The 14,175-nt window shown below is 43.0% G+C and carries 15 protein-coding genes, 1 rRNA gene and 1 other annotated feature; of the genes, 15 read left to right on the top strand and 1 reads right to left on the bottom strand.

The window, feature by feature from the left end:
• Positions 1 to 118 precede the first annotated feature (118 nt).
• From rrf to M3234_RS27585, 11 genes are all read left to right on the top strand, one after another.
• Positions 119 to 235: ribosomal RNA gene (gene rrf, locus M3234_RS27635) — 5S ribosomal RNA — on the top strand.
• A 430-nt stretch (positions 236 to 665) separates the two neighbouring features.
• The gene (locus M3234_RS27630; RefSeq protein ID WP_262307749.1) at positions 666 to 1,232 is read left to right on the top strand and encodes an MOSC domain-containing protein; all 567 of its coding nucleotides are present in this window, start codon (positions 666 to 668) and stop codon (positions 1,230 to 1,232) included.
• Positions 1,233 to 1,381: 149 nt separating this feature from the next.
• Positions 1,382 to 1,622: a binding site (T-box leader), on the top strand.
• Between the two features lie 53 nt (positions 1,623 to 1,675).
• Positions 1,676 to 2,020: a TIGR04076 family protein gene (locus M3234_RS27625; RefSeq protein ID WP_262307748.1), complete on the top strand. Its 345-nt coding sequence runs from the start codon at positions 1,676 to 1,678 to the stop codon at positions 2,018 to 2,020.
• Positions 2,020 to 3,066 (top strand): aldo/keto reductase, encoded by a 1,047-nt coding sequence (locus M3234_RS27620; RefSeq protein WP_262307747.1) that lies wholly within the window; start codon positions 2,020 to 2,022, stop codon positions 3,064 to 3,066. Before M3234_RS27625 ends, M3234_RS27620 begins: the two co-directional genes overlap by 1 nt.
• 59 nt (positions 3,067 to 3,125) lie before the next feature.
• Positions 3,126 to 4,580 carry a Na+/H+ antiporter NhaC family protein gene (locus M3234_RS27615; RefSeq protein ID WP_262307746.1) on the top strand — a complete coding sequence of 485 codons (1,455 nt, stop codon included), beginning with the start codon at positions 3,126 to 3,128 and terminating at the stop codon, positions 4,578 to 4,580.
• A gap of 255 nt (positions 4,581 to 4,835) precedes the next feature.
• Complete coding sequence (locus tag M3234_RS27610; protein WP_262307745.1) at positions 4,836 to 6,434, top strand: spore germination protein; 1,599 nt, start codon at positions 4,836 to 4,838, stop codon at positions 6,432 to 6,434.
• A gap of 35 nt (positions 6,435 to 6,469) precedes the next feature.
• Positions 6,470 to 7,576, top strand: a complete 1,107-nt coding sequence (locus M3234_RS27605) for a GerAB/ArcD/ProY family transporter (RefSeq protein ID WP_262307744.1) — start codon at positions 6,470 to 6,472, stop codon at positions 7,574 to 7,576.
• The gene (locus tag M3234_RS27600) at positions 7,557 to 8,771 is read left to right on the top strand and encodes a Ger(x)C family spore germination protein (protein WP_262307743.1); all 1,215 of its coding nucleotides are present in this window, start codon (positions 7,557 to 7,559) and stop codon (positions 8,769 to 8,771) included. The genes M3234_RS27605 and M3234_RS27600 overlap by 20 nt, the downstream gene beginning before the upstream one ends.
• 21 nt (positions 8,772 to 8,792) lie before the next feature.
• Positions 8,793 to 8,993, top strand: a complete 201-nt coding sequence (locus tag M3234_RS27595; protein ID WP_262307742.1) for a CLC_0170 family protein — start codon at positions 8,793 to 8,795, stop codon at positions 8,991 to 8,993.
• 191 nt (positions 8,994 to 9,184) lie between these two features.
• Positions 9,185 to 9,505, top strand: coding sequence for a DUF378 domain-containing protein (locus M3234_RS27590; protein WP_262307741.1), 321 nt, complete (start codon positions 9,185 to 9,187; stop codon positions 9,503 to 9,505).
• Positions 9,506 to 9,661: 156 nt separating this feature from the next.
• Positions 9,662 to 10,447, top strand: coding sequence for a hypothetical protein (locus tag M3234_RS27585; RefSeq protein ID WP_262307740.1), 786 nt, complete (start codon positions 9,662 to 9,664; stop codon positions 10,445 to 10,447).
• Between the two features lie 39 nt (positions 10,448 to 10,486).
• On the opposite strand, the gene M3234_RS27580 is transcribed toward M3234_RS27585, so the two are convergent.
• Positions 10,487 to 10,660 carry an asparagine synthase gene (locus M3234_RS27580; RefSeq protein WP_066322226.1) on the bottom strand — a complete coding sequence of 58 codons (174 nt, stop codon included), beginning with the start codon at positions 10,658 to 10,660 and terminating at the stop codon, positions 10,487 to 10,489.
• 170 nt (positions 10,661 to 10,830) lie between these two features.
• On the opposite strand from M3234_RS27580, the gene M3234_RS27575 reads away from it, so the two are divergent.
• The 4 genes from M3234_RS27575 to M3234_RS27560 all read left to right on the top strand — a co-directional run bounded on the left by M3234_RS27575 (position 10,831) and on the right by M3234_RS27560 (position 14,073).
• A complete protein-coding gene (locus tag M3234_RS27575; RefSeq protein WP_262307739.1) occupies positions 10,831 to 11,262 on the top strand; it encodes a pyridoxamine 5'-phosphate oxidase family protein in 432 nt (143 codons plus the stop codon).
• Positions 11,263 to 11,328: 66 nt separating this feature from the next.
• Entirely contained in the window at positions 11,329 to 12,111 is a 783-nt protein-coding gene (locus M3234_RS27570) for a nitroreductase family protein (protein ID WP_262307738.1), read from the top strand.
• Between the two features lie 366 nt (positions 12,112 to 12,477).
• Positions 12,478 to 13,734, top strand: coding sequence for an SH3 domain-containing protein (locus M3234_RS27565; protein ID WP_262307737.1), 1,257 nt, complete (start codon positions 12,478 to 12,480; stop codon positions 13,732 to 13,734).
• Positions 13,735 to 13,767: 33 nt separating this feature from the next.
• Complete coding sequence (locus M3234_RS27560) at positions 13,768 to 14,073, top strand: LysM peptidoglycan-binding domain-containing protein (RefSeq protein WP_262307736.1); 306 nt, start codon at positions 13,768 to 13,770, stop codon at positions 14,071 to 14,073.
• Positions 14,074 to 14,175: the final 102 nt, after the last annotated feature.

The raw sequence follows: 14,175 nt of genomic DNA, 5'->3' as shown, positions 1-14,175 counted from the left end.
CTGATACTAATCGATCGAGGACTTAACCAAATCATATTTTATGAATAAGCGAAACTCGTTTTTACTACTTCTTCTGCATTATCTAGTTTTGAGGGAATGAACCCTTTAAAATAAATAGTCCGGTAACAATGGCGAGAAGGTCACACCCGTTCCCATCCCGAACACGGAAGTTAAGCTTCTCAGCGCCGATGGTAGTTGGGGCGAAAGCCCCTGTGATAGTAGGACGTTGCCGGGCCAGCGAAAGACAACCTGAAATATGGTTGTCTTTTTTGCGTTTTTTAAAAGGGTCATTGGCTTTAAAAATGGGGCATCGCAGATATAATGGGATGATCGCAGATATATTTAATTTATCGCAGATATAACTCAAATTACCGCGGATATATCTGAATTATCGCAGATATATAGTGAAACACCGCAGATATAATTTTCTTAGGGTCTAATTGGTGAACAGAACCCCGAAATTTCCCCCTAAAACCACGCCAATGGGGTCCATTGGGGCAGTAAACCCCGAAATTTCCCCCTCCGACTACGCCAATAAACGTTATTGGAGCAGGTAAACCCAAGATTTTAACCATTCGACTACGCTAATACACCAAAAGAACCTATTGGAGCACCATAAATATTGTGATAAATTGGAAGAAGCATGATTAAAGGGAGTTATGTTTATGAAAAAAGCAAAGGCAACCATCACAGCGGTCTTACTCGCAGATCATCCAGAAACGTTTGTAACCAGAAGGATTTCTGAAGTGGATTTGGAATTTGGAGGTATACCTGGTGACCGTCACTTTGGGATAACCAGCAAAGCAGATTCTCGGCAGCCGATGTATCCAAGGGGCACCGAAATCCTGAACCGCCGTCAGATTACGATTGTGTCTGAGGAAGAACTGGACCAGATTGCCAAAGAATTAGGAGTAGAAGTGGTGCTTCCAGAGTGGTTGGGGGCAAACCTCCTAATCCAGGGATTTTCAGAATTTACGAAGCTTACTATCGGTTCGCGAATCCTATTTCCAAGTGGGGCAGGATTGATCTGTATGGGAGAAAATCTTCCTTGTACATTCCCAGGGGATGAAATCCAAAAGCAGTATCAGGATCATGAAAAATTGTCTTCCCGGTTTGTCAAAGCGGGCTACCGGAGGCGGGGAATCGTCTGCGCAGTAGAACGGCCTGGAAAAATTGACGTAAACGACGAAGTCCAGATTTTAATCAATGATTTTGCCAATCCAATGCAGTAACTGGGTGATTCATTAAGACATTTCTAGCGTTGTAACCTTAGTTTGAAAAAGTATGGAATAGCGTTACCACCAGGGAGACTCCCTTTGTTTTCATTTGTCTTAATATTAATATTATTCTTGACAATAAAAATCGATGATGCTAACATTTCTGTAAACCAAAGACGAGGGAGTAAAACTGTTAAACGATCTCTCAGCGAATCCGGGATGGTGGAAGCCGGAAAGATGACGTAACAGAAAGTGGGCCTCCGAGGGCGAAGTGAAAGAATTTTTTTAGTAGCTTAGACGCAGAGCCAGCGTTATCGGGCTATGGGTGTGCAAGCACTCTGCTGAGAGGGTATGGATGACCATACCAAACAAGGTGGTACCGCAAGTTAAACACTTGTCCTTGAATGAATATTTAAGGACAGGTGTTTTTTTATTTTATGAAGGATAGGAGCATGTACATGGATGATAAATTTACGCTCTATAACTTAAAAGTAGAGGTCATTGGTACAGAGAAACCAATGGTATGCGGACATAAGGAAGGTGACTATTTCTTAGTTATCGGGGAAGACCTTATCTTTCCGGAAACGAATTCATTTTCCATGTATGCCTTAAGCGCTATTTTACCGTTGCTGCCTGCAAAGCAGCGAGAATTACACACTAACGACTGGATGTTGTCTGATAGTGTGATTGCCTGCCCAGATCCAAACTGTGGCGCTAGATTTAAAATAACGCGGATCGGGACGAAAGAATTTAGTCATGGGGATTGCACAATAGAACCTATACATAAAGGAGATAGACAATAATGGCCGAACGATTTCAATTAGCTAAAGATTATACGATCAGCAGGGTGATCAACGGGTGCTGGCAGCTATCGGAAGGCCATAGCTTACAAACAAAATTAGATATGCAAGATGTCATGAAAGCCTTCCATATGCTTGCTGAAAGAGGATTTACGACATTTGACTGTGCAGATATCTATACAGGTACTGAAGAGTTCCTCGGTGAATTTTTAACGGAACTAAAACACGGGAGCACCCTATCACCACAAGATATTCAAATTCATACGAAGTATGTACCGGATATCAATTTGCTTAGTGAGGTCGATTATAACTATACAGAAAAAATCATTGACCGAAGTCTCAAACGTCAAAAACGAGAGGTATTGGATCTCGTGCAGTTTCATTGGTGGGATTACAATGTGCCCGGCTATATCGAGACAGCGGGAGATCTGTTGAAACTGAAAGAAAAAGGAAAGATCCGTAATATCGCTGTTACAAACTTTGATACAAAGCATTTGAGCGAGCTCGTTGATGCCGGTATCCCTATTGTGTCTTGTCAAAATCAATACTCCGTTTTTGATAGACGTCCGGAAAAAGAGTTACTAGATTATTGTACTAGCAATGGAATTTCTCTGCTGTGCTACGGTACATTATCGGGAGGCTTGTTAGCGGAAAAATGGATCGGCCAACCATCGATTCAACCTGAAACGCGCTCACATGTAAAATATTTTCAGGTAATTGAGGATACCTTGGGTTGGGATGGCTATCAGGAATTATTGTCATTGCTGCAAAAAATCGCTGCAAAGCATTCTGTCAAGGTTTCTCAGATTGCGACAAAATATATTTTAAGTCAACAGGGTGTGGGGGCTTCCATTATTGGCGTTAGAAATAGCAGGCATGTGGAGTCAAATGCGCAAATATTTGCTTTCGAGCTTGACCGTTCCGAAATCGAAGAAATAAAACAATTCTTAGACAACTATCCAATATTAGACGGCGAGCCTTTTGAGTTAGAGCGTACGGTTGGCTCAAAATATCGCAATATTATGAAGATGAATTTAAATGAAAAGTAAGTGAGAGTGGATGTTTAGTTTAGAATAGACAGTTTAGTATAGAAGAGGAGAGTTCTAGTATGAATCAAAGACTTGAATTTAGAGGCGGCTGGGGCACTGCGTTTATTCCAGTGGTGATCTTTCTGTTTTTCTGCATCCTGTATTTTATCGTTTTTAAAGCGTTTGAAATGTATGCACTCGCAATGGGTGCTTTCGTCGCGCTCATGGTTGGAGCAATTTTTGTAAAAAAGGGCCACTATGAACGTTTTTGGAATTCAGTCTATGATGGCGTAAAGGAGGCCGTACCGATTGCCATCCTGCTGTTTGTCATCGGGATGTTCTCGGCACTGATCAAAGCGGCTAACATTTCGTCGGGTTTCGTATGGCTTGCCAGTTTACTTGGCGTGGATGGAGGATTATTCACTGCCTTTACATTCTTAGCCGTTTGTGTCATTTCGACTGCCACTGGGTCATCAATCGGAACCATGTTTACTTGCTTCCCTATTTTCTATCCGGCAGGAGTATTGTTGGGATGCGACCCTGCCGTTCTTGCTGGCGCCATCGTCAGTGCATCTATTTTTGGCGACAACTTAGCGCCTATATCGGACACGACCATCATTTCTGCAGGAACACAAGAATATACCAAAAAAGAAGGTTTTGCTGATATCGGAGGCTGTGTTGCCACTCGGCTAAAGTATTCCTTGGCAGCAGGGACAATCTCGTTTGTTTTATTCTGGTTCTTAGGTGGCGGAGGTACGGCAGGCGCGGGCGCTTCGGATATTCTCGAGAAGAACATGAATCCAGCCACACTGGTCATGCTGGTCCCGGTCGCCGTCATGTTAATCGTGGCAGTGAAAACCCGCGACATTTATAAAGCGATTACGATAGGTACTGTTTTGGGAACGATAACAGGCCTGGCCTTTAACCTGTTAACTTTCGAAACTATTATCTCCGTTGCAGACGGTGCTCCAGCAGGATTCCTAACGGACGGGATCAGCAGCATGATGGCAACGGTCACGCTGGTTATTTCCGTGTACGGGATCATGGGTGTCCTCAACGGTGCCGGTGTGCTTGAGAAAGTCACGTCTAGCATTCTTAACAGCAAAATGGGCCAAACAGTTCGCGGCGCTGAGGTCGCCATGATGGTAGGGATTTCGTTTACAACGTTAATCTTTGGTGGTGTAACCAGTGCATCGATAACAACATTTGGAAAGGTCCAAAATGAGATTGGAAAGCGAATTGGTCTGCATCCATATCGCCGTGCCAATCTACTTGATGGTTTTGCTAACTCTATTGTGCTAGTCGTACCGTTTTTAAGTGTATTTGTCTTCATCGGTGCATTATTGTCAGATGGATATGATTTTGTTGCTCCACTATCACTAACTCAAGTCAGCGGCGGCATGATTTATTGCATGGTATTGTTCTTGGTCCTATTGTTCTCTGTCCTAACGGGGTGGGGCCGCCAATTTGAAGGCGCAGGAGGAAAAGCGATTAGCAATCCCCAAGAATACACAAACCAAAGCGCTATCATGTAGAGGGGAAACTGCCAGCCCCCCTGTGCTGCCACATAACGCAAATCCAATGCGGTGAACTTAACTTGAAGTGCCTGTCGCCACCCTGAATTTGTCAACTTCTTCTTGACATTATTCGGGAGGCGACTAGGCACTTTTTTTATACAACCATATCCATTTGGCTCCTTCCGATTGAATCGCCCCTCCGCTTTAAATCTAGGAAAAATGACCTAGGTTATTTTATGTGATTTTGCGAATGTTATAGTTAGGGAGGCGGGTATGGTGGTTTTTTTTAAGAAGAATAATCGGATGAAAAAACCGGATATTGGCAAAGAAAAGGGGCCGTTTCGTGAAGGGGGAAAGCCTGGCTCTGATGCGATTCTTTCTGCTTCGCTTGATAAGACAGTGGCTGAAATCCAACAAATTTTAGGCCATAGTGATGATTTGGTGATGAAGTATTTCAAAGTTTTTGGACAGTATGAAGCGGCGATTCTTTATTTTTCTAATTTAGTAAAACAGGATAGTATTAATCATGATATTTTAAAACCTCTTATGTATGTGCCGGAACACTTAAAGGATCGGAACCGGCCGTTAGGCCAATTAGCCGATTTGATTATAAAAGAAACGCTCTATCATAGCCAGGCGTACCCTGAACGGAATATGGAAAAATTAATCGATTATATTTTATGCGGTGAAACCTTGCTGATTGTCGACGGGATGACGGAAGCCATCCGTATTGGGACACGCAACGTGGAAAAGCGATCCCTTACTCAGCCAGAGACCGAACAGATTATATTAGGGCCCCGTGAAGGATTCATTGAAAATATCCAAACCAACCTCGCTTTACTGCGCTATCGTCTTCCAACTCCTGATTTCCAAGTCAAAACAATGAAAATTGGACGTCTGACTAAATCCACCGTTGCCTATTGTTACTTAAAAGATATCGCCAAGGAAACCGTAGTACAGGAAGTAGAAAAAAGATTGTCACAAATAGATATCGATGCCATTATGGATGTTGGCTATCTGGAGCAATTTATTGAGGATAATCCTTTTTCCCCGTTTCCACAAATTCAAAGTACGGAAAGGCCAGATAAAACGGTTGCCAATTTGGCCGAAGGCAGAGTGGCCATTTTTGTAGATGGGTCCCCTTTTGCCTTGCTCGTCCCTGTTGTTTTTAATCAATTTTATCAAACAGCAGAGGATTATTCATCCAGGTTTTTGATGGGCAGCTTTGTCAGAATGGCCCGGATGCTGGCGCTTGTTTTTTCGCTGATCTTTCCGGCGCTTTATGTCTCGTTCATTTCGTTCAATCCAGAATTGCTGCCTACCGAATTTGCCATCGCCGTGGCTGGCGGCAGGGCGGGCGTTCCTTACCCGGCAGTCGTGGAGGTTTTAATGATTGAAGTGGCCATGGAGGTCTTAAGGGAAGCGACCGTACGTTTGCCGAAGCAGGTGGGCGGCGCCTTATCCATCGTCGGGGTTTTAGTTGTTGGGCAGGCCGCCGTTGAAGCAGGTTTGGCAAGCCCCATCACCGTCGTGGCTATCGCCCTGACCACGATCGGCTCTTTTGCGACTCCTGCCTATTCCGCCGCATTTGCTCTCCGCATGCTGCGATTTCCCATCATGATTTTGGCAGGAATTTTTGGCTTATATGGGGTCGTCATCGGCATCATCTTTATATTTAACCACATGCTGTCGCTCCGATCATTTGGGGTGCCGTATATGTCCCCAGTTTCCCCGGAGAACTACCAGGGGATGAAAGATGTCATTTTCCGTGCCCCATTGTGGTTAATGCCAAAAAGACCTTCATTTCTTCATGGCGCAAACCGCAGTCGATTAGGCAAGACTATCAAGCGGAACGAGTTCGGGAATGAATAGGGTATAGCAGTCGAGTGGAATGGAGGCTTCAGGAAATGAATACTAGAAAGATCACGACAATTCAAGCAACAGCGATCTTAATTAGCACCATTATCGGCGTGGGCGTCCTGCCATTGCCCTTGTTTGCTGTACAAGAAGGCGGCACCGGGGCTCCGCTTGTCACGTTTCTAGGACTGGCATTAGGGGCGATTGGTCTAGTCATTCTTACCCAGCTGGGGATTCGACATCCGCAAAAGACCATCATTACCTATAGCGAAGACATCATCGGAAAGTGGCTCGGCCGGTTTTGCAGCTTATTTGTCATCCTGTTTTTCTTTATCTTAACCGGCCTTACTGCCCGTGAATTTGGCGAGGTAGTGGTGGCTGGTGTTTTACAGGAAACGCCATTGGAAATCACGGTCATTGTCATGCTGCTGCTCGCATGCATTAGCTGCAGAAACAATATCAATGTATTTTCGTACATTCACAATTTTTATCTTCCTATCATCTTGGCTCCTGTTTTAATTGTGGTGGCCTTATCGTTAAAAAATGCCAATTTATTATATTTACGTCCGATTATCGGCACTAATCTGCCGGACATGTTTATTGGGACATTGACCATTTCTGCCCTGTTTCAGGGCTCGTTTATTATGACGATAATTATTCCCTCGATGAAAAATCCCAATCAGGCTATCAAGGCCAGCCTTTGGGGGATTTCTATTTCGGGCGGATTGTATTTACTGCTTGTCATCGCGACGGTATCGGTGTTTGGAACGGAGGAGATGAAGCAAATCCTATGGCCGACGCTAGAATTGGCAAGAACGACAGCGGTGCCTGGAAATGTCCTGCAAAGGCTGGATGTCATCTTTCTGGCTGTTTGGGTAACAGCGGTATTTACCACTTTATTTTCCAGCTACTTTTTTACGATTTATTCAATCAAACAACTGCTGCATATTCAGGACCACAAGATGCTTTCTTATTTCCTTTTTCCATTCATCTTTATTTTAGCGATGCTCCCGCAAAATATATTTCAAATGTATGAGTTTATTAAATTTGTCGGTAGAGCAGGATTGTTGATTACCATTTTGTACCCCGGATTGCTGCTGATGATTGATTTCTTGAAGAATAGGAGGCTGAAAGGAAGTGCGTCACAACAAACATAGCTTGGTGCTTGTGCTGGTATTTTTCCTCCTCCTCCCGTTGCTTTCTGGCTGTTGGGACGCGATGGAAATGGAACGCCGTGCCAATGTTTTGGCGATTGGAATTGATGAAGCCGACGAAATCGATCAGAAGAAAGACGGAGAGGTTGCTCACCTGAAAGATAGCTTTTTGAAGCCAAAGGGAAAATTGATGAAGATGACCGTCCAGATTGCGATTCCAGGGCGGATTCCGCTAGGACCTGACCAAGGAGGAGAACAAAAGCCGGTTTTGGTCATGAGTGTCGTAGGCCATACATTGGAGGATGCCCTAATAAATCTTCAGCAGCAGATTGCCGATCAGGTATTTCTCGGACATTTACGCATCATTGTTCTAAATGAAAAGGTGGCAAAGCGCGGAACGAAACGGCTGCATGATGTACTTCGGCGCAATCCGGAAATTCGAAGAACCGCTGCGCTCGTCGTATCAAAAGAGGCTGCTTCTCAATATATGAAGCTAATGCCTGGCCTGGATCGGGTTCCCTCCCTGTATTTGGCCGATATGGTGGATAATTTATCGGCTCTGGGCAGGTTTCCGCCCAGTTTTATCGGATTATTTTGGACCATTTACTCGAGTAAAGGCCAGGAAGCTTACCTTCCGTACTTAACCATCAAGCAAAAGGGGATCATCGAGCTAAAGGGGCTTGCCTACTTTAAGGAAGATAAGATGGTTGGCAAAACGTCACCACTTGAAATCGGCGTTTTTATGGCGGTAAAAGGGGACAGCGAAGGCGGGTACGGGGCCTTTGTTCAAGTCCCTGACACAGATGAAATGGTCATGGTCCGAGTAAGGAGCCGGAAAAACAAAATGAAGATTGAACGAAAAAACGGCCTGCCCCACATCAGGCTAAAGATTCGCTATGAATGCGAAATCGATGAAAAGGCAAGTTTCAAAATGAAGTTAAACGACTCCAGAGTCTTGAAGAGCATTGAAAAAGAAACAGCCAAAGACATGAAGAAATCGATTGAAAAATTAATTGCGAAGACGCAAGCAGCCGGTTCCGATGTTTTCGGTTTTGGGGAACATTTCCGGGCAAAGCTTCCCCAGTATTGGAACAGTGAAATAAAAACAAAAGAAAACTGGGCAAGAGCCTTTCAGCAGCTAACGTACGATGTGAAAGTGGATGCCAAGATTCACCGCGTCGGCATGAAAGCGAAATAAACTAGAAAGGATGAGGTACGTTTGAATATCGGTTATATGATCTACATCATCATTCTTTTCTTCCTATCCGGCCTCATACTTCTATCAACAGACGTCAAAAAATATAAAAAGGCAGCCCAGAAAAAAGAACAAAAAGTCTCGCGGATTCTAGCCTGGATCAACATCTCCATCGGAATGGGATTATCGCTGGTCAATTGGATCTATCAGAACTTTGTTTGGTGAACCAAGGGGACCATGGAAAAACGCCAAGGTTTGCCGACCAACATGAAGAGGAATCAGGGTATTTATGTATGAAATTCGCCTTTCCTACAAATGATAATTTTACAAATAATATCCGTAAGGTGGAGAAATTTCACTGAACAGTATTATTTGTATGTGGAAGACATCATCTAAACGGAAAAGGAGGTGTGTTCATGAATACCCTGCTAAGAATTGCCTTACTACTGACCATCATTGGGGCTATAAATTGGGGATTAATTGGCTTCTTTCAATTTGATTTGGTAGCAGCTATATTTGGCGGACAAGATTCGTTTTTATCAAGAGTGATTTACGGTTTGGTCGGATTAAGCGGGCTAGCTTGCTTAACCCTACTGTTTAAACAATGGGAAGCGGCGGACACGAGCCAACAAAATAACCAGGCTAACTATAATGGCGGCAAGCTTAATTATGGAACCGAATTTGGTGAGGAATCAGACGTAACTGATCTTAGAAAATCCTCCAGAGAAGATCAATAAAAAAGAAAATGAAGAAAGCCATACAATCATGACTTTCTTCATTTTCTTTTTTTGTCCAGGGAAATCAACTCCGTTTTTTCTTTTAAATTGATCAATTCTGAGCACACTAATAAGGAGACGCTTAGAATTCCTGCTGTCATTTTGAAAGGAGGAGCTATGAGACATTTTTGGTTTTTTGTTTTGTCATGCCTGCTTTTGGCCGGTTGCGGTAATGACACGTACGATAAGGCAATGGAACAGGGAAAGCTTGCGCTGGCCCAGGGCGAGTTTGAAAAAGCCCAAGGATTACTTGAATTAGCCTTAGAGGAAGAACCAAAAGACCAAGAGGCACAGCAATACCATGATGATTTAACAGCCTTGTTTGAAGTAGAAGAAGCCATTAATAACAAGGAATGGGACCAGGCTTTGACAAAATCAGATCAACTGCTAAAGGAGAAAGACCTGCCCGGCAGTATAAAAAAGGAACTAAACAAGCATAGGCAGACGGCAGAAACCGCAAAGAATAACGTTAACGAACAAAAGCAAAACGTGGCGGAAAGTCCGGAGAAAGAAAGTTCCCAGGCAAAAAAGGACTCCGTCAACTGGAAGGTCTATCACAACGAGAGATATGGCTTTACGATTAACTATCCAGCTGAATGGAAACCTGGAGCTGAGCCGACTAATGGCGATGGACGGGCGCTGCATCCGGGGAACGAATCAGAGGTTCTAGCCTATGCGAGCAATTACATGCCAGAAAACCATCCTGACCTCACGGGTTATGAAAAAGTAACCACTGCAGCCGGTTACGAGGGATATATTCGGGAGGATGAGGATTACAGCTATGAGGGAGTCATCCTCCATGATGGGATTGAATTTCACCTCAGTGCAACGATGAGCCCAAGCTTTAAACAAAAGTATTATGATGCGATCAAACAAATGTTTTTTAATGTGAAATTTGATTAACAAAAAGGCGAGTCATTTGATCACTCGCCTTTTCCTTTTTTAACGCCGATGTTCTACAAGGTCAATTACTCCTAATACTACGTGTGCCAAACCAAAACCGAAGACGGTATCCGCAATCATCTTATTAGAACCGCGTTTCTGTCTCAGTGCCAATCCCGTTGCTGTTACGGCTGTCCCTAACGCCGTTGGAATTAAACCTTCACGTATGTTCATAGTAATTTCCCCCGCATCGAAGTTAGTGGGTGTTTGCACACCAGTAATAGTTTCACCCTGGTAAGATGAGATATTCTTGGTGCTTGCGAAGAATTTTTATCTATATTGATCTGTTTACTTTTTCATTTTTTGAAGAAAATATAGTGAGACCATACATAGGAGGAACATACATGAGCGATCAAGATTTAAAAGCCAAGGTGCTGGACATCATCTCCAAACATAAAACGGGTGTCCTTGCTTCTGTTGAGGACAATAAACCACATGCAAGGTACATGACATTCTACAACAGGGAGTTAGTATTGTATACACCGACGCAAAAGGATACGGAAAAGGTTGAGGAAATAGAAAAGAATCCGTATGTGTCGGTCCTGCTCGGCTATGAACAAAAGGGGCAAACCGATGCCTTTATAGAAATGCTTGGCACCGCAAGCATAACTGATGACCAAGCCTTGAAGGATGAAATTTGGGAGGAGTCGTTTAATCAGTGGTTTGAAGGTCCGAAAGATCCAAACTACATACTTCTTGAAATTCAACCTGAAGTGGTCCGAGTCCTGAATCTGAGTGGGGAACCCCCCCAAGAATTATCCATGAAAAATAGTTAGCTTCCCGAACAAACCGACTCCCTAGTGATATAATAGTGATAATTATATCACCAGGGGGTTATAGCTTTGGAATTAAACGATGTTATTTTCGGTCATAGGTCAATACGGGAATATGAGGATAGGGAAGTTAGCCAAGAATTGCTGGATTACATATTGGATGCGGGGATTCGGGCCTCGTCCAGCGGCAATATGCAAACGTATTCGATTATTGTCACAAGAGACAAAGAGCTTAAGGAAAAATTATACTCCGCCCATATGGAGCAATCTATGGTGGTAGATGCACCGATATTATTAACCTTTTGTGCAGATTTTAATAGAATGAGAAAATGGCTCGCGCTTAGTGATGCGCCGGGGATCCATTTTGATAATTTCATGAGCTTTATGATCGGAGCCATAGATGCAACGCTAGCAGCACAAAATTGTGCTTTAGCAGCAGAGAATGCCGGGCTTGGGATTTGCTATATGGGCTCAACGCTTGCCAATTGTGATCAAATTGGCGAACTGTTAAACTTGCCGCCAAATGTGGTACCCGTTGTCGGGTATTCATTAGGCTATCCTGCGGAAAACCCTGCCCCGCGCGACCGTTTGCCTAGGCATGGACTTGTCCACTATGACCAGTATCAAGATTATTCAGATGAAGACATTCTGGAAATCTACAAAGAGAGAAATGAAAAGGGCTGGAACCGTTACATGAACGTGCCAAGGCTCAAGGAAATGACAGAACGATTGGGATTAAAAAATCTTGCGCAAGTCTATACCATTGCCAAGTATACGAAGGAATCCCACCAAGAATATTCACAAACAGTCCTGAAGTACTTAGAGAAGCAGAATTTTATGAAGAATGAGTGAAGTTTTTCTGAGTCTTACAAAGGGGAAAATAATATGAATGGGGAGTGGAAACGAAAGCAGGACTCCCTTAGTTATAATTCAAAAAGGCCCGACTAGCGGATAGGAGCTAGTCGGGCCTTTTGGTATTTACGGGTAAAATCTTTGCAAAATTCAAGATTGCCCAAGAATAATAATTTAATTGCGATGATCTGCTTCAGAAAATATGCCAATCTGCCCAACATCATCTATTTTCGACGAAATATGACAATTTCGGGACAGAAAATGATACTTTATAACGATTAATATAGGTGAGGGTTCGTTTTGCATTGTGCATTTAGTAAAAAAGATACAGAGGAAAGTCCCGCCCTACAAAAGAGAATTGGAGACATGATGGTTTTGACAGAAGAATTTGTTGTACATCAGGAATTAACACTAAGCAGAAAAGAAACATATGGAAAAGGCAAGAAAACACAAACTGTACCAGTATTCACTTCAAGAATGGAAAAACGCGATTATGAAAAAAGCATAAAGTACGATATTCGAAATGTACTAGATGTTAAAGGGTTCTTAAAAGATATACGGGAAAATTGGCATACATATGTTTCACAGGTTCACGAATGGATTCAAAGAAGTTTCGTAAAAAAGGTGATTGTGACGGGGATTTTCACGATTGTTCTTGGCATGTATACAGGCGCCGCGAATGCAGCATTTATACAAGAATACACCTATCAGGTCAAAGCTGGTGAAAATATTGAAACAATCGCGGCACAACATGGTGTCACAGTGCAGGAAATATTAGATGCTAATGGGATTTCTGCCATTGACGGTAAAAAAATTCTATTGCCAAAGATTGAAGACCGGACTGTTACCGCCACAACATTAAATATTCGCTCCCAGCCATCCGTGAAAAGCAGTATTATTGGAACCTATAAAAAAGGGGAAGTGGTCAAGGTTTCTTACGTAGAAGACGGCTGGGCGGCTATTTTAATTAAAGGACGTGTATGTTTTGTGAGTGCTGCTTATCTTTCAGAAAAACAATCAGCTGTAACTGAAGCAAAAACCATGTATGTAACGGCATCGTCGTTGCGAGTGAGAGAAGCCGCTTCTACGAGCAGTACTGTATTTGGTTCGTTCAAATTAAACGAAAGTGTGTCTGTGATATCAAGCGCGAATGGCTGGGCTCAAATTCGATTCAACGGCAAAACAGCTTTTGTGAGTACAGCCTATTTAACCGATAACGCACCTAAAGATGAGCCTATTACCGACAACACACCAGCAAGTTCGTCTGTGTATGTGATTAAGAGCGGTGATACGTTTACAAAAATCGGTAAAGCATTAGGGGTGTCTGTTGCTTCCATACAGGCGCTAAATCCAAGCGTGGAACCAACAAAGTTGAAAATTGGCCAAACGATCAACATCCCGGCCATAACCGCCGCAGCGCCAAATCATATCAGCGTAACAGCGCAAATAGGAGAAGTGCATCCTAAGGGAACGTTTCGTTTTATCACCCCTGATGGCAAAACATACAATGCAAAAGCATCAGGCAACATGATCAACGAATTATTTAACCAGAAAGGAAAAAAAGTAAACTTAACACTCAAAGCAAAACGAGGGCAACAAATGACCTTGATCGCGCTGCAGTAATGGTTAAAATAATTTTTATGGGGGATTCGTTCTTTGCATTCAATGAGAAAAGAAAGCTTGGCAGAACTGCGAAAGAAAAGGATGAAAGAGAGAAATCAAAAGCTTATCGCAGTTGTCATTGCTGGGGCTATTGCAGCAATACTATTCATGAACAACACCAAAGTTGACGCAAACAGCATGGTATACACCGTAAAAAAGAAGGATACCCTTTACAGCCTTTCCAAAAAGTTTCATGTCACGGAAAAACAGCTAAAGGAGGCTAATGGTTTACCATCGGGGAAAGATGAATTCCATCAGAAAGCAAATCTGCTTCAGACTGTGGACAAACCAAAAGGATAAATGAGTTTGCCACAGTCTTTTTTTCGTTTACCAACCGATTGTTTAGTTATTCCGCGAACTTTTTCCTCTATTGAATTTTACCTGATCGGAAAAAATCCAAAG

This window comes from Neobacillus niacini (genome assembly GCF_023715785.1).
In the GTDB taxonomy this organism is placed as follows: domain Bacteria; phylum Bacillota; class Bacilli; order Bacillales; family Cytobacillaceae; genus Neobacillus; species Neobacillus niacini_E.
Note: the sequence above shows the minus strand (reverse complement) of the source record. Positions and strands in the feature narration are given on the sequence as shown.